Origin of the sequence: Bartonella sp. W8122, assembly GCF_016102485.1 — a bacterium.
Taxonomy (GTDB): Bacteria; Pseudomonadota; Alphaproteobacteria; order Rhizobiales; family Rhizobiaceae; genus Bartonella; species Bartonella apihabitans.
The window spans coordinates 635,846-655,476 of sequence record NZ_JACFOO010000001.1; the positions used below are offsets into that span (position 1 = coordinate 635,846).

Annotated in this window: 16 protein-coding genes and 1 pseudogene; 14 read left to right on the forward strand and 3 right to left on the reverse strand. The window is 46.6% G+C overall.

The features are described from left to right. Window positions 1-18: 18 nt before the first annotated feature. Window positions 19-933: an NAD(+) diphosphatase gene (gene nudC, locus H3S83_RS02825; RefSeq protein WP_198238847.1), complete on the forward strand. Its 915-nt coding sequence runs from the start codon at window positions 19-21 to the stop codon at window positions 931-933. Window positions 934-1,317: 384 nt separating this feature from the next. Here nudC and H3S83_RS02830 read toward each other — a convergent pair whose 3' ends face one another. Together H3S83_RS02830 and H3S83_RS02835 are read right to left on the reverse strand one after the other, a co-directional pair. Continuing rightward, a complete protein-coding gene (locus tag H3S83_RS02830) occupies window positions 1,318-2,178 on the reverse strand; it encodes a prephenate dehydratase (protein WP_198238848.1) in 861 nt (286 codons plus the stop codon). Then, a complete protein-coding gene (locus H3S83_RS02835) occupies window positions 2,175-2,915 on the reverse strand; it encodes a 3-deoxy-manno-octulosonate cytidylyltransferase (RefSeq protein ID WP_198225351.1) in 741 nt (246 codons plus the stop codon). Before H3S83_RS02835 ends, H3S83_RS02830 begins: the two co-directional genes overlap by 4 nt. A gap of 117 nt (window positions 2,916-3,032) precedes the next feature. Between H3S83_RS02835 and H3S83_RS02840 the strand changes: the two genes are divergently transcribed. From H3S83_RS02840 to H3S83_RS02865, 6 genes are all read left to right on the forward strand, one after another. Beyond that, window positions 3,033-3,578 (forward strand): cytochrome c family protein, encoded by a 546-nt coding sequence (locus H3S83_RS02840; RefSeq protein ID WP_198238849.1) that lies wholly within the window; start codon window positions 3,033-3,035, stop codon window positions 3,576-3,578. 59 nt (window positions 3,579-3,637) lie between these two features. Then, window positions 3,638-5,461 carry an extracellular solute-binding protein gene (locus H3S83_RS02845; protein ID WP_198238850.1) on the forward strand — a complete coding sequence of 608 codons (1,824 nt, stop codon included), beginning with the start codon at window positions 3,638-3,640 and terminating at the stop codon, window positions 5,459-5,461. A 168-nt stretch (window positions 5,462-5,629) separates the two neighbouring features. After that, window positions 5,630-6,736, forward strand: coding sequence for a microcin C ABC transporter permease YejB (locus H3S83_RS02850; RefSeq protein WP_198238851.1), 1,107 nt, complete (start codon window positions 5,630-5,632; stop codon window positions 6,734-6,736). Then, window positions 6,736-7,896: an ABC transporter permease gene (locus H3S83_RS02855; protein ID WP_198238852.1), complete on the forward strand. Its 1,161-nt coding sequence runs from the start codon at window positions 6,736-6,738 to the stop codon at window positions 7,894-7,896. Before H3S83_RS02850 ends, H3S83_RS02855 begins: the two co-directional genes overlap by 1 nt. Continuing rightward, window positions 7,893-9,518 (forward strand): ABC transporter ATP-binding protein, encoded by a 1,626-nt coding sequence (locus H3S83_RS02860; protein WP_198238853.1) that lies wholly within the window; start codon window positions 7,893-7,895, stop codon window positions 9,516-9,518. Before H3S83_RS02855 ends, H3S83_RS02860 begins: the two co-directional genes overlap by 4 nt. Before the next feature lie 435 nt (window positions 9,519-9,953). Continuing rightward, the gene (locus H3S83_RS02865) at window positions 9,954-10,187 is read left to right on the forward strand and encodes a hypothetical protein (protein WP_198238854.1); all 234 of its coding nucleotides are present in this window, start codon (window positions 9,954-9,956) and stop codon (window positions 10,185-10,187) included. 161 nt (window positions 10,188-10,348) lie between these two features. On the opposite strand, the gene H3S83_RS02870 is transcribed toward H3S83_RS02865, so the two are convergent. Continuing rightward, entirely contained in the window at window positions 10,349-11,116 is a 768-nt protein-coding gene (locus tag H3S83_RS02870) for a molybdopterin-synthase adenylyltransferase MoeB (RefSeq protein WP_198238855.1), read from the reverse strand. An 85-nt stretch (window positions 11,117-11,201) separates the two neighbouring features. On the opposite strand from H3S83_RS02870, the gene gshB reads away from it, so the two are divergent. The 7 genes and pseudogenes from gshB to H3S83_RS02905 form a co-directional block, all read left to right on the forward strand. Further along, the gene (gene gshB, locus H3S83_RS02875; protein WP_198238856.1) at window positions 11,202-12,140 is read left to right on the forward strand and encodes a glutathione synthase; all 939 of its coding nucleotides are present in this window, start codon (window positions 11,202-11,204) and stop codon (window positions 12,138-12,140) included. Window positions 12,141-12,281: 141 nt separating this feature from the next. Next, window positions 12,282-13,331 carry a PstS family phosphate ABC transporter substrate-binding protein gene (locus tag H3S83_RS02880; protein WP_198238238.1) on the forward strand — a complete coding sequence of 350 codons (1,050 nt, stop codon included), beginning with the start codon at window positions 12,282-12,284 and terminating at the stop codon, window positions 13,329-13,331. Window positions 13,332-13,387: 56 nt separating this feature from the next. Further along, window positions 13,388-14,872, forward strand: a complete 1,485-nt coding sequence (pstC, locus tag H3S83_RS02885) for a phosphate ABC transporter permease subunit PstC (protein ID WP_198238857.1) — start codon at window positions 13,388-13,390, stop codon at window positions 14,870-14,872. Beyond that, window positions 14,869-16,161: a phosphate ABC transporter permease PstA gene (gene pstA, locus H3S83_RS02890; protein WP_198238858.1), complete on the forward strand. Its 1,293-nt coding sequence runs from the start codon at window positions 14,869-14,871 to the stop codon at window positions 16,159-16,161. The genes pstC and pstA overlap by 4 nt, the downstream gene beginning before the upstream one ends. 68 nt (window positions 16,162-16,229) lie before the next feature. Then, window positions 16,230-16,988 (forward strand): phosphate ABC transporter ATP-binding protein PstB, encoded by a 759-nt coding sequence (pstB, locus tag H3S83_RS02895; RefSeq protein ID WP_198234791.1) that lies wholly within the window; start codon window positions 16,230-16,232, stop codon window positions 16,986-16,988. A 17-nt stretch (window positions 16,989-17,005) separates the two neighbouring features. Continuing rightward, window positions 17,006-17,728: a phosphate signaling complex protein PhoU gene (gene phoU, locus H3S83_RS02900; protein ID WP_077970200.1), complete on the forward strand. Its 723-nt coding sequence runs from the start codon at window positions 17,006-17,008 to the stop codon at window positions 17,726-17,728. An 876-nt stretch (window positions 17,729-18,604) separates the two neighbouring features. Beyond that, a pseudogene (locus tag H3S83_RS02905) lies at window positions 18,605-19,372 on the forward strand (cell wall hydrolase); the annotation flags it as partial. Window positions 19,373-19,631: the final 259 nt, after the last annotated feature.

The window sequence follows — 19,631 nt, forward strand, 5'->3', positions numbered from 1 at the left end:
ATTAAGGCTGGATTGAATATGACATCTTCTGCAATTGCATTTATCGGAAACCCTATCAACCGTCAGCTTGAAAAGCGTACGGATACAATCGTGGCCGAGCAAAGAAACCATCATGCGCGTTTTATTGTGCTCAACGGTTTTTCAATCGTCTATCGGAATGTTAGCGGGATAGCCGATCTCTATCTTGATGAAAAATCATTAGAGCTTTTTAAGCCGCAATGGGAAGAAGCCTGCCTTCTTGGTTGGGAAGATGAAAATCCGGTTATTGCTTTACCGGTTGAAGAATTTGCCGGTCAACCCCCTTCACCATTCAATCAGGTGGGATTGAGGGAAGCTTATAGCCGCGCACTTTTCAGCCAGACGCAATCGGGCGTTCTCGCGCAAGCCTATTCATTGCTCATGTGGCACAAAAATAACCGTTTTTGTTCGCGTTGTGGCAAGCCCAGCCGGATTGCGGCAGGTGGTGCAAAGCGCATCTGCACGGCTTGCGGGACCGAGCATTTTCCACGAACAGATCCGGTTGCCATCATGCTTGTCCATTTTGAAGATAAGTGCCTGCTTGCCCGCACACCGAGTTTTGAAAAGGGGCGTTATTCCTGCCTTGCCGGTTTTGTCGAACAGGGCGAGACATTGGAAATGGCAGTGCGTCGGGAAACACGCGAGGAAATGGGAATACCGGTGGGCAAGGTGGTCTATATTGCGTCCCAACCTTGGCCGTTTCCGCATTCTTTGATGCTCGGTTGTCATGCCGAAGCGCTCGACGACAAGATTACCATCGGCTATGACGAGATGGAAGACGGGCGCTGGTTTACCCGTCAGGAAGTCGCACTCATGATGGCCGGTCGCCATGAACAAGGCTTGCATTTGCCACCTCGCGCGGCAATTGCCAATTTTTTGATAAGGGAATGGCTGGAAAAGAAGTTTATCGACTAGGATATGGCTTTGGTGGCGGTAGTTTTCGTGGGGTTAAAAAAAAGTACCGCTATCCAGATTAGCGGAATGGCCTCGAAATTCTCCGCTTGTGGTTTTTTTGAAACAGCTTGCCTCATCCGTTCGCAACCCATTGCTTCGACCGAACGGAATATACAAAAACCACTTTTGTAGATTTCAAGCTTTGAGAGCGGCTATTTCTCTAACTCTCATCATTATGGCCGAAAAATTCTCATCCGATTGTCGTCAACCCTCAAATATTATCACTTGCCAAAAGCAGGATAAAAGTCCGGCTGAAAATTCATTCTCGAAACGCACAAATAGCAATCGGCACATTTTTGCCAACTTCTATTATTTGTGAGCGCTATTTGGTTAATCCGGTAATCCTCACCCATAGATTTTCGTGTCGCGGACAGGACTTGCCGGATAGACACCGACTATTCTGACCTTGGTCGAGAAAAAGCCTAGTTCTTCCAAAGCAAGGCGAACCATTGGCTGATCGGGGTGGCCTTCAATATCGGCAAAAAATTGTGTCGCATTGAATGTGCCGCCAACCTGATAGCTTTCAAGCTTGGTCATGTTGACGCCATTGGTCGCAAAACCTCCCATGGCTTTATAAAGCGCTGCCGGAACGTTGCGCACACGGAAAAGAAAACTGGTCATGACCTTTTCGCCTTTTTCGGGTTTTGGTGCGCGTTTTTCTTCCCGCGAGAGGATAACAAAACGCGTTACATTGTTTTCCGAATCCTCGACATTTTCTTCAATAATATCCAGACCGTAAAGTTTGGCTGCAAGTTTTGGTGCAAGGGCTGCCTGTGTTCGGTCACCTGCCTGTTTGATGAATTTGGCAGCGCCCGCCGTATCGGATGAAACGACCGCCTGCCAATGATTGTCGCGGATAATTTTGCGGCATTGTCCCAGTGCATGGATGTGGCTATGAACCGATTTTATCTCTTCACGTTTGACACCCGGCAGCACCATCAATTCAAAATGAATTGGTAAAAAATATTCGCCAATGATGAAGAGTTTTGTCTGCGGCAGCAAATGGTGAATATCGGCAACACGTCCGGCAAGTGTATTTTCAATCGGAATCATGCCGAGGTCGGCTTCTCCGCTCTCGACCGCATGCAAAGCATCTTCAAACGTCGTGCAGGGTAACGGCTCCATATCCGGAAATACGTTCCGGCAAGCCGTATCGGAATTGGCGCCGTAATCACCTTGGAACGCTATTTTATTGGTTTTTGTCATTTTCCTGCCCTGATCATTTCTCTTGCGTGTTCGAGATCTTCAATTGTATCAACCCCTAAAGGCACGGTTTCGATAATTTCGGCATCAATACGCATGCCTGCTTCAAGCGCACGCAATTGTTCAAGGCTTTCCCGCTTTTCAAGATAGGAAGGCTGTAGCGAGACAAAACGCTGAAGTGCCTTGCGCTTATAGGCATAAAGGCCGATATGGTGGTAAAGCGGGCCATTGCCATAAGGTGCTGTTGCACGGGTAAAATAAAGGGCGCGCAATCTGGTTTTTCCGATCGGTGAACCAACGATCTTCACCACATTCGGATTGACCTTTTCCTCTTCAACCGAAATTTCAGCCCCTAAAGTGGCAATATCCGTTTCAGGGTTTTCAAGTGGTTCCAATGCTGCAGCAATTTCATGCGGCGCAATCGTCGGCAAATCACCTTGCACATTGACGATGACATCAAAACGGTTATCAGGATCAAGAAGCGTTAATGCCTCATAGATGCGATCGGAACCCGACTGGTGGTCGGGACGTGTCATGACAGCTTCCATTCCATGTGCTTTGACAGCATTGGCAACGTCTTCATGGTCGGTTGCAACAACCACTCTGCCGAGATTTGCCTTATTGGCGCGTTCGGCAACATGAACAATCATCGGTTTTCCGGCAATATCGGCCAGAGGCTTTCCGGGAAGTCGTGTTGAAGACATGCGGGCAGGAATAAGTATAAGAGTAGAAAAAGCCATCATCATCGTCCTGAAGATTATTATCCCAGTTTATTGTATCGATTTATAGATGTTGCGTTGATGACGCAAAAGACTTAAATTTTCAACATCTATAAAATTTAAGCGACCGAATTTTTTATGAAGGTATCCACTGTCAACGACCTTATTGCCGCCTGTCTTCTCTGGGCTGTTTTTCTATTTCTAATCGTTTATAGCAGTGACCTTGTTTATGACCACCAGCAACCGGCAAAAATTGTTTATTCAATCAACGGTGAAGAAGCACCGGTTACCGAAAAGGCAGAGCCGAAACAACAAATATCACTCATTGAAAGACTTCAACAGGCCGATATAGAAAATGGCCGCAAAGTATTCGGCCAATGCGGTTTATGTCATACACCGGCAAAAAATGGCCCTGCGCGTGTCGGCCCACCTTTATATGGAATAGTGGGAAGGCCATTTGCTTCCGTTTCCGAATATACTTATTCGCGCGTTATGCGGGCAGAAAATGGCAAGACATGGGACTTTGCAACGCTTGACGCCTATCTTGCTTCCCCGCGTAAATATATTCCTGGAACGGCCATGGCTTTCAACGGTGTGAAGGATGAGAAAGACAGAGCCGATCTTATTCTTTATTTGCGTAGTCTTTCCGATGCGCCGGTTGAATTGCCACATTTAACCCCTTAAGAATAACAATCAATAAAATCTGTTTTCTATCGGCTATATTGAAATCGATTGGGGATTTGATGAAACTCGGATTGGCTTTTTGTCTCTTTTTCGCCCTTAATAGTATAGCTATCGCCGATCCAGAGTGGCGCACAAGCCTGTCTCTCGGTGTTGAACCCAAATATGGCGACAATTTTACCCATTATGATTATGTCAATGTGAATGCGCCCAAAGGCGGCACTTTTAACGATAGTCGCACCGGCACATTCAATAGTTTCAACCCTTATATTGTTACAGGTACACCTGCTGCGGGTTTTTCTTCCCGCGGCGGCGGGGAACAATATGATACACTGATGGCACCTTCGACCGAAGAAACGTCGGTCAACTATCCCCTTATTGCCGAGGCTGCACAATATCCGGACGATTTTTCGTGGGTAAAATTCCGCTTGAATAAAAAAGCCCGATGGCATGACGGTCGCCCCATTACCGCCGGGGATGTGGTGTGGAGCTTCAATGTTTTGAAAAGCAATTCGCCATTTTTCAACAATTATTATCATTCGGTCAAAAAAGCCGAAAAAACCGGTGAACATGAAGTCACCTTTCTGTTTGAAGAAAAAGGCAATCGCGAACTCCCTTATGTGATGGGGCAAATGCCGGTTTTACCTCAACATTGGTGGGAAGGAACCGATGCAACAGGTAAAAAAAGGGATATTACTGCGCCAACTCTCGAAATACCTTTGGGGTCAGGGCCTTACGAGGTTGAAAGTTTTATAGCCGGAAAATCGATCACATGGAAAAGGGTTGAAAATTATTGGGCAGCCGATCTTCCTGTCAATCGTGGACGGTTCAATTTTGATAAAGAGCATTACAGCTATTTTCTTGATCCGAACGCCGCGTGGGAAGCTTTCAAAAAAGGTAATCTCGTCGACTGGAATTTGGAAAACCGTATCCAGCGCTGGAACCAGAGCTATAATTTTCCAGCAGTCAAAAACGGGCAAGTTATCCGGCGCAGTTTCGCCTTTCATGGCTCGGGACGTATGCAAGGGCTCTTTATCAATACCCGCCGTCCGCAATTTGCCGACCGGCGCGTGCGTCAGGCACTCAGCCTCGCTTTTGACTTCGAGTCTCTCAATAAATCGATGTTTTTCAATGATTATCATCGCATCTCGAGCTATTTTGACGGGCTTGATCTCGCCGCAAAAGGTTTGCCTCAGGGAAAGGAACTTGAAATTCTTGAAACGGTTAAAGATGAAGTGCCGGCCGAAGTCTTTACCGCCCCCTTTTCCAACCCCGTTTATGACAAGCCCGATTCATCAAGGCGCTATCTGACAGAAGCCATGCGTTTGTTGAATGAAGCCGGTTGGCATCTGGAAGAGAACCGGCTTGTGAATAAAAAGGGCGAAGTTTTCACATTGGAAGTGATGTTGAGTGACATGGCTTTCGAGCGTGCAACAGCACCTTTTATAGCCAATCTTCAACGTTTGGGAATCGATGCATCCATGCGCGTTGTTGACGCTTCACAATATCAAAATCGCGAAGCGAATTTCGATTTCGATCTTGTCATCAAGGTTATCGGCCAGAGCGATTCACCCGGCAATGAACAATTGGAATATTGGGGCTCGAAAGCTGCTAGCCGGCCGGGAAGCTATAATGTCGCAGGCATTAAAAATCCGGCTGTCGACAAACTTATCGAACGTGTCATCTATGCGAAAGATCGTGAGGAACTCGTTGCCGCAACGCGTGCTCTCGACCGGGTTTTGTTGTGGAATTATTACGTTATCCCGCAATGGTATGCCGAACATCTCAATATTGCTTATTGGGACAAATTCGGCATTCCCGAACCGCAACCGGAAGCAAGTGGCGTTGATATTCCCTCATGGTGGGTAAAGAAAGACAAAAACTAGAACTGTGGTGGGCTAGAATTGCCAAGAACCGGAATTGCTGAAAAATCAGCCGTTTGTCATTTGTTTACCATAAATGTTCCAGAATAGGGGTTCAATTGAACGCACCGGTTTGATTCGCATGTTGCGAGCCTAACAAAACTCATACCGGAAAGAGGATGAAAGAGAGATATGGCGGCCTATATAGCGCGGCGTTTGCTGCTGATTATACCGACATTGATCGGCATTTTGACGGTGACATTTGTCATTGTGCAATTTACTCCCGGTGGCCCTATCGAGAATATTATTGCACAATTGCAAGGCACCGGTGGCGATGCCATGGGGCGGGTTGCCGGCGGTGGTGGCGATCTCGGGCTTTCATCAGAGGTAACGTTACAGGGTAGCGACGCGAGTGCAAAATATCGTGGTGCACGCGGCCTTGATCCGGAATTTATAGAAAAACTCGAAAAACAGTTCGGTTTTGATAAACCTCCTCTTGAACGTTATTTTACGATGTTGTGGAATTATATCCGTTTCGATTTCGGGGATTCCTATACGCAAGGGCGTTCTGTCGTAGATCTTATCAAAGGTGCCTTGCCGGTTTCGATTTCTTTAGGGCTATGGCAATTGTTGATTTCTTACGCAATTTCCATTCCTCTCGGTATCCGCAAGGCTGTCAAGGACGGCTCTACATTCGATATATGGACAAGTGCTGTTATCATTATCGGCTATGCAATACCGAGTTTCCTGTTCGGTATTCTGTTAATGGTGCTTTTTGCCGGAGGGTCATTCTTCGACTGGTTTCCATTGAGCCATTTGACATCGGAAAATTTTGATGAATTGTCGCTTGGCGGCAAAATTCTGGATTATTTCCACCATCTTGCTTTGCCACTCACAGCAATGGTTATTTCGGCTTTCGCCACCACAACATTGCTGACCAAAAATTGTTTTCTGGAAGAAATCAGAAAGCAATATGTGGTGACGGCACGGGCAAAAGGTTTAAGCGAACACGCTGTTCTTTACGGGCATGTTTTCCGCAACGCGATGCTTGTTGTTATTGCAAGTTTTCCGGCAGCTTTCATTGCGTCATTCTTCACCGGTTCACTGCTTATCGAAATGCTATATTCGTTAAACGGAATGGGGCTTTTAAGCTATACATCCATTGTCAATCGTGATTATCCGGTCGTGTTCGGTTCGCTCTATATTTTCTCGTTGATCGGTCTTGTTGTGAGCCTTATTTCCGATCTCACCTATATGCTTGTCGATCCGCGTATCGATTTCGAGAAGAGGGACGTTTGATGAGCGAGCAAACTTCCGGACAGACAATCGGCGTGGCAAAGCCGGTAAAACCCCGCCGCAACAAAAGGCCGTTTTTGTCGCCGCTTAATGAACGGCGCTGGAGAAACTTCAAGAAAAACCGTCGCGGCTGGTGGTCGTTGTGGATTTTCCTTATTCTTTGCCTGTTTTCTTTTGGTGCCAATTTCATTGCAAATGACCGGCCGATTATCGCATCCTATAAAGGCGAACTGCTTTTTCCGGTGCTTTTCGACTATCCCGATTCCAAATTTGGCGGCGTCCTTGCAACGGTTGATTTCCGTGAAGATTATATCAAGAAAGAAATCAACGACCATGGCTGGGCCATATGGCCGCCGGTGCATTATTCCTATGATACAACAGTCGGCAACAAGCCTGTTGCGCTGGCTCCTCCATTCTGGCTTCAAAGTAAAGACGAGCGCTGCAAGAATTATGCTCTCGGCGCAAAGGATCCAGAATGCACAATCGGAAATTGGAACTGGCTTGGTACAGATGACCAGACACGTGATGTTTTTGCGCGTGTGCTTTACGGTTTTCGTGTTTCCATATTGTTTACGGTTATCTTGACGGCGGTTTCTTCGATTATTGGCATTGCTGCCGGTGCGGTGCAGGGATATTTCGGCGGTTGGGTCGATCTCATTTTCCAGCGTTTTATCGAAATCTGGTCTTCGGTTCCCGCGCTTTATCTCATCATCATTATGGCGGCGGTTCTTGCCCAAGGCTTCTGGGTTCTGTTGGGAATTATGTTGCTGTTCCAGTGGGTGGCGCTGGTGGGCGTGGTGCGTGCAGAATTTTTGCGGGCAAGAAATTTTGAATATGTCAATGCAGCAAGGGCGCTGGGTGTGCCGAATATCACGATCATGATACGCCATCTTCTTCCCAATGCCATGGTTGCAGCACTTACCTATTTGCCGTTTTTATTGACAGCCGGTATCTCGACTTTGACTGCGCTTGACTATCTCGGTTTCGGCTTGCCTCCGGGGTCGGCCTCGCTTGGAGAACTCATGCGGCAGGCGGCGACCAATCTCAATGCTCCGTGGATTGGCATTACCGGCTTTGTTGCTATTGCAGTCATGTTGTCGCTTCTGGCTTTCATCGGTGAAGCCGCCCGTGATGCTTTCGATCCGAGGAAGACATTCCAATGACAGCTTTGCTCAGTGTTCGCGATCTTTCAGTGATGTTTCGTCAGGATGGCAAGGAAACACTTGCCGTCGATCACGTCTCGTTTGACATCAATTCCGGTGAAACACTCGCGCTTGTCGGCGAATCGGGTTCGGGAAAGTCTGTAACCGCGCTTTCTATTCTGAAGCTTTTATCCTATCCGATGGCAAGCCACCCTTCAGGCGAAATCTTTTTTGACAATAAGGATTTGATAAAGCTTGATGAAAAATCTTTGCAGAAAGTTCGCGGCAAAGACATTGCAATGATTTTTCAGGAACCGATGACTTCGCTCAATCCCCTTCACACGGTCGAACGGCAGGTAAGCGAGGTGATGAAAGTTCATGAGGGCATGTCGGATAAAGACGCTCGCCAACGCACGATCGAGCTTCTCACTCAAGTGGGGATCCGCGAGCCGGAAAAACGCTTGTCGTCATTTCCCCATCAATTATCCGGCGGTCAGCGGCAACGCGTTATGATTGCAATGGCGCTTGCCAATAATCCGAAACTTCTTATCGCCGACGAGCCGACAACCGCACTTGATGTGACAGTGCAGGCGCAAATTCTCGAACTTCTTGAAAAGCTCAAGCAAGAGCGTTCGATGTCGATGCTCTTTATTACCCACAATCTCGGTATTGTGAGGAAATTTGCCGACCGCGTTTGTGTCATGACTGGGGGCAAAATTGTCGAAACAGGAAAAACCGCCGATATTTTTAATCACCCGCAACATGACTATACCAAAAAACTGCTTGCCGCAGAGCCGAAAGGAAATCCGCCGAAAGCCGATAAAAACGCTCCTGTTGTCATGGAAGGGGAAAAGGTCAGGGTCTGGTTTCCTGTTAAAAAAGGTTTTTTCCGCCGCACGGTCGATTATATCAAGGCGGTCAATGATATTGACGTGACCATACGTGAAGGACAGACATTGGGCGTTGTTGGCGAATCCGGTTCGGGAAAAACCACGCTGGGTCTCGCGCTCACACGTATGATCTCTTCACAAGGCCATATTCGTTTTAACGGGAAAAATATTGAACATTTTTCCTTCAAACAGATGCGACCTTTGCGCCGTCATATCCAGATTGTTTTTCAGGATCCGTTCGGCTCGCTGTCGCCAAGAATGTCGGTCGGTGAAATTATCGCCGAGGGGCTGCTCATTCACGAGAAAAATCTGAATTACGAAGAACGCGATGAGCGTGTTGTCCGCGCTTTAGAAGAAGTCGATCTTGATCCCGAGACGCGCAATCGTTATCCGCACGAGTTTTCCGGAGGTCAACGCCAACGCATCGCGATAGCCCGCGCCATGGTTCTCAATCCGCGTTTTGTGATGCTCGATGAACCGACATCGGCTCTTGATATGAGCGTTCAGGCACAAGTGGTCGATTTGTTGCGCACTCTTCAACAAAAGCACAATCTTGCCTATCTCTTCATCAGCCATGATCTGAAAGTTGTCAAAGCCTTGGCCAATGATCTTATTGTCATGAGAAATGGTCGAATGGTTGAACATGGACCGGCAGAAGAAGTGTTTTCATCACCCAAAACCGAATATACCAGAGCTTTGATGAATGCCGCTTTCGATTTAAGTGTCGATAAGCATAACATTGATGAAGCTTGATATTTATCAAGCGTGAATGTGGACAAGCAAAGCAAAACTGCAATTTCTGGTTATAAAAACTGATCGGCCATTTTTTAATCGGCAAACTTTTCTAGCCGGTCGAGTTTTTGCTTTCACATATTTTGAATTTTTCTTGTGTTTTCTTTGGGTGAAATAAAAATCGGAGCAATAAAACATCAGCAGAAACATCAAGGCGAAAGTGCATCACATGGCTAAAATAGCCCCGTGAAATAACAATTCTCAAAATTACTTTTTTGTTGAACAAAGCGCATAAGAGAGGATTTTTCGGGTTTCAAAACCGGCAATTGTCGGAGGTGTTTTGCAGAAGTTATGAAAGAGCGATAGAGCCTTTCAACGAAATAAAGCCTGAAGCCTTGAAAAGTTTTATCTGCGCTCAATGTCTTTTAGCTGTGAGACTTTCAGGAGAAAGACATTATGACAAAAGCACATAAAAATGGGCATAAGTCACCCGATCATAAAAACAGGTCAGAAAATAGACATGAGCGGCGTCACGAGACTATGCCGGATGGTACTGCCTATAAAACCAATGAAACGCTTCTCGATGCGGGTAATCTTGAAGATTATAACGGTCCATTATCGGATTCCGACAGTCCATTATTGGAAAAGAACATTGCTTCCGACAATTTGTCGACCGACAAACAGAAATAGTCCTTTCAGTATAGTTGATTCCGTTATTCAAAGTCGTCCGGCTTTATTAGAAAGACGGTGCTAGAATGACAGAGTTGGAAAGACGCGGCTAAAAATACTTGCTTCAAGAGGCGTTGTTTTAAAAGAACAAGGCATTGTTTTAAACAAGACAAACAGCGTTTTTATTTTTGTGTCGAGGCTCTTTTTTTATAGCGGATTGTCTCGAAACGGGCTGATAACCCGTCATAAAGGAGCAGTCTTCCGACAAGCGGCTCACCGCAACCGGTAATGATTTTTATGGCTTCCATGGCTTGTAATGAACCGATAACACCAGGCAGAGCACCGATGACGCCGGCTTCTGCACATGTCGGTACAACACCTTTGGGCGGTGGGGTCGGAAAGAGATCGCGATAGGAAGGATGTTCACCGCCAAGATAGGGCATGAGGACCGTTAAAGAGCCGTCAAAACGACCGATTGCACCGCTGACGAGCGGTTTTTTCAAATTTTCGCAACTATCGGCGAGAAGATAACGGGTGGTGAAATTATCCGAACCATCAATGACAAGATCGAATTTGCCGATAATTTCGGTAGCATTTTCTTGCGTTAGTCTTAAAGGATAAAGGTCGAGTTTGACATGCGGGTTGATCGCTTTAAGCGTTTCGGCAGCACTTTCAGTCTTTTTTTCTCCGATTGCCGAAGTTTTGTGGATAACCTGTCGTTGCAGGTTTGAAAGCGAAACCACATCATCGTCGATAATGCCGAGAGTGCCGACACCGGCGGCTGCAAGATAGGTTAAAACCGGCGTTCCAAGCCCGCCCGCACCGACAACCAGCACTTTCGCAGCTTTAAGTTTCTGTTGACCGGCACCACCGATTTCCGGCAAAAGAATGTGGCGTGCATAGCGCTCTATTTCTTCCTTGTTTAATTTTTCGTCTGGTGCTTGCGTCATGCCTTAACCCTTGTCATATTTCATCCATATCTAGTAACTTATAGTGCGATTGACCAGCCCGCTTTGATTATATGAGGCAAATCTTATGAAAATAGCTATCCAGATGGATCATATCTCGAGCATCCATATCAAGGGAGATACAACATTTGCTCTGGCATTGGAGGCGCAAAGGCGGGGACACGAGCTGTTCCATTACACACCCGACCGGCTTTCGATGCTCAATGGCGAAGTGACCGCCCGCATTGAAGCGTTAAAAGTGCGGGACGAAGAAAACAATTATTACGAATTGGGTGAGGCAAAGCGCACGCCGCTTCAACAAATGGATGTTGTGCTGCTCAGGCAGGATCCGCCATTCGACATGAATTATATCACGACCACGCATATTCTTGAACGGATAATGGATAAGACTTTGGTCGTGAATGATCCGAATTGGGTACGCAATAGTCCTGAAAAACTCTTTGTTACCGAATTTCCTGACCTAATGCCGGAAACGCTCATCACCCGTGACGCCGAAGAGGTCAATGCTTTTCGCTCCGAATTCGGCGATATCATTATCAAACCGCTTTATGGAAATGGCGGAGCAGGGGTTTTCCTGTTGAAAAAGGACGACAAGAATCTCGGCTCGCTCCTTGAAATGTTCAACGAGCTTTATCCGGAAGCTTTTGTCGTGCAGCGTTATCTGAAAGATGTGAGTGCCGGCGACAAGCGCATCATATTGATTGACGGGGTGGCCGTGGGGGCTATCAACCGCGTTGCAGCCTCGACCGATGCCCGTTCCAATATGCATATTGGTGGACGGGCAGAGAAAACCGAGCTTACTCGCCGTGACCTTGAAATTTGTGAACGGATTGGACCTGCCTTGAAAAAACGCGGTCTTCTCCTCGTCGGAATAGATGTCATCGGCAATTACATGACCGAAATCAACGTCACTTCGCCAACCGGTATCCGCGAACTGAAACGTTTCGGTGGTGCCGATGCTGCCAAAATCTTCTGGGATCATGTGGAAAACAAATTAAAAGGTTGAAAAAGCCAATATTAAGATAGTCAAAAATGGCTTTAGACTGTATGAGGTTTTTAACAGACACTGCAACAAGCATTATGAGAGAAATAACAATCCATTGTTAGCCTTGTTAAAAAAAGCTGCCGGTTGTCCAGGAGTGCATGGATGAACAGATTGCTTGCAACGGTTGTGGGGGTGGTATTGGTCACAACCAGTTTGTCGGGAACTGCCTTGGCTCGCGATTATATCCAAGTGTCCGGCTCATCGACAGTTTTACCCTATGCAAAAATAGTTGCAGAAACATTCGGAGAAATTTTTACCAATTATCGTACACCTGTTATCGAATCGGGTGGTTCGGGGGCCGGTATAAAAGAATTTTGCCGCGGTATCAGTGAAAATACCATCGATATTGCCAATGCTTCCCGACCGATGAAAAATACCGAATTGAAAGCCTGTTTTGATGCCGGTGTCACCGAAGTCGAAGAAGTCCGCATCGGCTATGACGGGATTGTATTTGCAAGCGATATTCACGGTCCTAACATCGATTTGACGCCTGTCGATGTTTATAAGGCATTGGCAGCAAAAATCGTTGTTGAGGGGAAACTTGTTGCTAACACTTTTAAAAAATGGAACGAGATTGACCCGAAATTACCCGATTGGGAGATCAACGCATATATCCCCGGTGAAAAACATGGCACAAGAGAAGTCTTCGAGGAGAAATTGATGGCTGAAGGCTGCAAAAAAAGTGGTGCAGCCGAAAGCATGAAAACTCTTTCGATGGATGACAAGGCAGTCACCGCCGCTTGTATAAGCATTCGCAAGGATGGAAGGGCTATTGATATTGATGGCGATTATTCGGAAACCCTTGCCCGTGTCATGTCGAATAAAACAGGGATAGGGGTTTTCGGACTGGCATTTTATGAAAATAATGCCGACAAGCTGAAGGTTGCTACCGTTAATGGTGTTACTCCCAATGTTGACACGATTTCGAGCGGAAAGTATCTGGTTTCCCGTCCGCTGTTTTTCTATGTCAAGAAAGCCCATTTGGGGGTTATTCCGGGCATGAGAGACTATGTCGAATTTTTCTTGTCTGACCAGATGATCGGACCGGATGGACCGCTTGCAGATTATGGCCTTATTCCCGCCCCTGATAGCGAACGGGAAGCGCAAAGGGCCGCATTCGAGAGTGGAACTGTCATGTCAATTGACAAATGAAGTGAGCAAACGCGGGAAATTCCCGCGTTATTTTTGAAATAAAACCGGAAAATGGAATGTCCATATCACTATTAGTCTTGGTTATTTTTGCTCTTGGCATAGCCGGGTTTGTCATTTCGGGAAAGCGTGCCGCTTCAATCGAGAAACAAGGTAAAAAATTGCATTCGCGGCCATATTACTTTGGCTGGTGGACATTTTTGCTGACGGTCGTTCCGGCTTTTCTCGTTCTTATATTGTGGGAATTGGGAAGTGCCATCTATCTTGAAGAACGCGCTTCGACCGAATTGACTGAAATTATAAAAAGCGGAGAGACGTTAAATCACAGTTTGGCATTAAGCACGGTTGACAGTCTTACCCGCGCTTTTTCGTCCGCCCAAACCGACATTGCAGAGCTTGATCTTGATCATCCGGCATCCCCGCTCACTTATAAAACATTAAGTGGTGATATGGCAAAGAAAGGCATTATGCTGCCGAGCGAGGGAGCAGATAGCCTTATTCCGGTTGCTATAGACTGGTATAAGGGGGCGACGAAGTCCCATTTCTATTGTTTGATTGTCACATTGGTTATTGCAATCGTCGGCCTGTTTTCTGGTATTTTGGGTGTGGGCGAGAAAAAACGCGCCCGCAACAAAGTCGAGAAGATGGTGTTTGTCGGCCTTGTTATTGCCTCTATCGTGGCCATTCTTGCAACCATCGGCATTTTCTTTTCAATGCTGTTCCAAACAATCAGTTTTTTCAAAGTTGTGCCGTTGTCGAATTTCTTTTTCGGTACTGTTTGGGACCCGCGTTTCAGCGCAAGCGGTTCGGCCGGTGCTGTCGGACAGTTCGGTTTGCTGCCGCTTCTGGCCGGTACACTTTATATTGCCTTGGTTTCAATGATTTTTGCGGTTCCGGTGGGGCTTTTTGCGGCTATATACATGTCGGAATATGCTTCCCGCCGTGTGCGTGCAATTATCAAACCGCTATTGGAGGTTCTCGCCGGTATTCCGACAATTGTTTACGGGTTTTTCGCTCTGGTTACTGTCGGGCCGTTCTTGCGGGATCTTTCAATTGCCATTGCTGGTGGACAAGGTTTCATTATGTCGCAAAGCATTTTGACTGCCGGTCTCGTTATGGGAATTATGTTGATACCTTTTGTATCCTCGCTTTCCGACGATATTATATCGGCGGTACCACAGGCTTTGCGTGATGGTTCATACGGGCTTGGAGCCACGCAGTCGGAAACCATTAAAAAGGTTGTCCTTCCGGCAGCATTGCCGGGGATTGTGGGTGCAGTGTTGCTCACCGCATCACGGGCTATCGGCGAGACGATGATTGTGGTTCTTGCAGCCGGTGTTGCTGCAAATCTGACCCTCAATCCGTTCGAGGCCATGACAACCATGACAGTCAAAATCGTCAATCAGCTCACCGGCGACCTCGAATTCAATTCGCCGCAGACATTGGTTGCATTCGCCCTCGGTATGACACTCTTTGTACTGACACTTTTGATGAATGTTTTTGCGCTTTATATTGTGCGTAAATATAGGGAACAATATGAATGAGTAACGTTGTTCAAATGCCAAGACGCGACATCGGTTTAAAGCGCCGTTATCGGGCGGAACGGCGTTTCCGCGCCTATGGGCTTTTAGCAATCGGGGTCGGGCTTTTATTTCTCGTTATTCTTTTGTGGTCAATTATCGCTCAAGGGGTGAGTGCGTTTCAACAGACAACGATGACCTTGCCTGTCTATTTCGATGAACAGATTATTGACCCGAAAGGCGAGCGGCTTACAAATCCCAAAGTCCTCATTACCGCAAATTATCCGCTGCTTGTGCGCAATACTCTCGCAGACAAGCTTGGCGTCGACAAGAATAATCATGGTGCAATGCGTGAACTCAACCGCATGATTTCAGGTGGTGTGCGTGTTGAAATACGTAAGCTTCTTATTGAACATCCCGATTATATCGGTAAAACCCGCACGATTGATGTGCTAGCTGCCGCCGATATCGATTCTGCTTTCAAAGGGCAGATCGACCTTTCTGTTCCCGAACAGAATCGTAAGGTCACTAATCGCCAGATCGGGTGGATGGAAAAACTCGCTTCCGACGGCACATTGCATAAAGCTTTCAATAAAGGGCTTTTTACGTTCGGGGCTTCAAGCCGGCCGGAAACGTCAGGACTTGGCGTTGCCATTATCGGTTCGGCTTATATGATGGCAATCGTGTTGATATTGTCTTTGCCGATTGGAGTTGCAACAGCCATTTATCTTGAAGAATTTGCCCGCCGCAGCAGATTCAATGATATAATAGAAGTCAACATCAATAATCTTGCAGCTGTGCCGTCTATTGTTTTCGGCTTGTTGGGGCTTTCCATTTTTATTAATTTTCTGCATCTGCCGCGCGCCTCGTCAATTGTCGGGGGGCTCGTATTAACGCTCATGACGCTGCCAACAATCATTATTGCAACGCGTGCCGCTTTGCGGGCGGTTCCGCCTTCAATACGGGATGCAGCGTTGGGACTTGGTGCATCAAAAACGCAAACCATTTTTGGTCATGTTTTGCCGCTTGCCTTGCCTGGAATTCTCACCGGTACAATCCTTGGTCTTGCAAGGGCTCTAGGAGAAACAGCGCCACTTTTATTGATCGGCATGGTCGCCTTTGTTGCAAATTATCCGGCAACCCCGATGGAACCCGCAACAGCCCTTCCGGTCCAAATTTACATGTGGGCAAATGAACCGGAACGTGCCTTTAATGAACGCACATTCGGAGCAATCATCATATTGATGGCGTTTCTCGCTATCATGAATATAGCCGCAGTATTGCTGCGCCGTAAATTTGAACGGCGCTGGTAGAATTGAAGTTGAACATATTGATTTAGCGAGCCCATTCTGGCTCAAGACGAAATAGGATTAGGTCGATAATGAAAATCAAGATGCGTGGTCAGGATGTCAAAGTGTTTTATGGCGCCAAAGAAGCTTTGCATGGTGTCAGCCTTGATATTCCGGAACATCAGGTTATGGCATTGATTGGTCCGTCCGGTTGCGGGAAGTCAACGTTTCTGCGCTGTCTCAATCGTATGAATGATACAATTGACGGGGCAAAAGTCACCGGCCTTATCACTCTTGACGGGCAGGATATTTATGATCCCGACATCGACGTTGTCGAATTGCGTGCACGTGTCGGCATGGTCTTTCAAAAGCCCAATCCTTTTCCGAAGTCCATATACGAGAATGTCGCTTATGGGCCGCGTATTCATGGACTTGCCAAATCACGCAAGGAACTTGATACGGTTGTTGAGCAAAGCCTTGTCAAGGCCGGTTTGTTCGATGAGGTAAAAGACCGGTTGAACGATGCCGGAACCGGTCTTTCCGGTGGACAACAACAACGCTTGTGCATTGCACGCGCTATTGCGGTCAGCCCGGAAGTTATATTGATGGATGAACCATGTTCCGCACTCGACCCGATTGCAACGGCGCGCATTGAAGAATTGATTGATGATTTGCGCGAGAATTTTACGATTGTTATCGTTACCCATTCAATGCAGCAGGCTGCACGCGTTTCGCAATATACGGCGATGTTCCATTTAGGGGATCTCGTTGAAGTAGGCGAAACCGAGATGATGTTCACATCGCCAAAAGAGCAACGTACACAAGATTATATCACCGGTCGTTTCGGTTAAATTCAGGGAGCACGCTTATGCCAATCAATCATACCGTCCGTTCATTCGATGAGGAGTTGGGCTACCTTGAAGCAAAAATTGCCAAAATGGGAACTTTTGCCAGCGAGATGATCGAAGAAGCAGTTAATGCTGTCGTGAATAATGATCTGAAGCTCGCTAAAAAAGTCATTTCCGATGATATGTTTCTTGATGAAACCGAACGCGAAATTGACGAAAAGTCGGTGGCAATCATTGCCAAACGCCAGCCAATGGCGGTGGATTTGCGCGAAATTATCGGTGCAATGCGCATTGCTGCCGATTTGGAGCGCGTTGGCGATATGGGCAAAAACATTGCAAAAAGGGCGGCCGCGATTGTCGAAAGCCGGCAACCGGCGAGCCTATATCATGGCCTGCAATCATTCGCGACATTGACACTTAATCAGCTCAAGGAAGTTTTGGACGCTTATGCAAGCCGCTCGCTTGAACGGATTGATGCCGTGCGTAACAGGGATGAAGAAATTGACGCTATGTATACGTCGCTGTTTCGCGAGCTCCTCACTTATATGATGGAAGATCCGCGCAATATTACCGCTTGCACGCATTTATTGTTTTGCGCCAAAAATATCGAGCGCATTGGCGATCACGCAACCAATATTGCCGAGGCATTGCACTATATCATGACCGGTACATATTTGAGCACAGATCGTCCGCGCGATGATACGACCTATAAGGTTGGTGCAGACGAAAAAACTGAAAAATAGCTGAAGCTGTGCCCAAAAATATCGATTATTGAAATAGCTTCCGGAAATAGATCATATCGGGCGGATAGCCATGTTCTGTTGTGGCTTTTCCCTGTTCGCTGGCTTGTTGCCTAAAATTTACTTCTCTCAATAGGAATTTACCTGTCTGAATATATGCCCAATTTTCTCATTGAGAATTTCGTAATCAACCCGCATAGGTTTCAATGACTGTTTTCATTTTCATGAGCACGCAACTTACTCATAACAACAGTCTAGCGAAATGCGTTCTTTTGTTTTGCGAACCGAACCGCAAATACCGCTCGGGATGATCCGGAGCAGGTTTTCTCCGCAATATTCACCAATGAAATTTTATTATGTTCGGCTATGGGCTTTTAAGCTCATTAATAACAGTCTTATTTTAAACGAAAGATGATCTAAAACAGTCTTCCCGGTCGTTTTTTGCCTTGTTCTTCCCGATTTTGTCGATGAAATTCATTTATCGGCTACACTTTGTGGATTTAGCGTTAATAATAAGTGAACAGGTAGTCTTCTTGAGCTGTAGCTAGGCAACTGAAAAGTCGGGAGCGGATATTTTTAAAATAGTTTATGAATTTAAAAATATATAAATAAAACAATGCTTTATAATAATTATTCAGCTTTCCTTTTATCATTCAACGACAATTTTCAAAATAATGCTCCAAGGACCCAAAAAGAGTGCCTTAAAACGCAATTAATAGTTTTTAAAAGGTTTAAAGTCATAGTGTTTTTAAAGCTTTTTGCCTCTTAAAACGCGCATTGACAAAAGAGACGCAAAAAATCTGCCTTCATTTGGCCTTTTTTTGCTTTTGTTTTTAAGCGGTCGAAAAGAAAACGAAACACAGGAATGGTATTGGAAAGATGAAAAAACTCCGTTGGGCAAGTACCGCTGCTATTATGCTCGCACCGCTCGTCGTTACTGGATGTGCATCAAACCATTTATTCGGTCACAAAAATACCAATCAACCAGCCTCGTTTCCCCTGACAGAACGCACTTGCCTGATGCGGGCAATGTATTTTGAATCAAACCGCTCAAGCCGCGACGGTATGATTGCTGTAGGAACTGTGGTCATGAACCGTGTGAATTCGACAGCCTATCCGAAGACAATTTGCGGCGTCGTCGGGCAACCCAACCAATTTGCTCCCGGTGTTTTGACAAAACCGATGAGTGAACCTGCTGCAATGGCAAGAGCAGGTGAAGCCGCTGACGCAGTTTTGCGTGGCGAGCGTGCCAAAAAAAGTAAAAACGCGATGTTTTTTCACACCGCCGGATTAACCTTCCCGTATAAAAATATCCATTATGTGCAAGTCGCTGGTGGTAACGCATTTTATGAAAAGCGCGGTCGTAACGGCGAACTGCAAGTTCCGGCAAATGATGCACCTTATGATGTAGCGTTTGCTTTTGCTCAAGAAAAGATCGGCAATGCACCGCAATTCACAACACCGGGTCGGGGTGCTCAACCGGCAGCGCCGAAAGCGGTTTCGGAACCGGCACCTGCACTACCGGTCAAGACAGCTCCGACAAGCGAACCTGTGATGATTGCTCAGGCGCAACCTGTGCCGGTTGAAGCTAAGCCTTTTTCATCACAGAAGAGCGTAGCTACGCATCAAACGAATACTATTGTAGCAGATGCAAAACCGGCAGCTTCCCATGCAAAACCGGTTGCAAAGGTTGAAGAACCCTATCTACCTTTCCAGACCGCTCCTACACCTGCGCCAAAACAGGTTGTGGTTGCCGATGCGCATTATAATTATGCCCCGAAGCCGGCGGCCCGTTCGGTGGACCATACACAGACAGGTTCGACAACTGTTGGTTATCCGACCCCGTCAAAAGAGAAGATTGATGAAATTGGCGCTCTTTTGCAAAAACAGGATAAGAACAAACGGT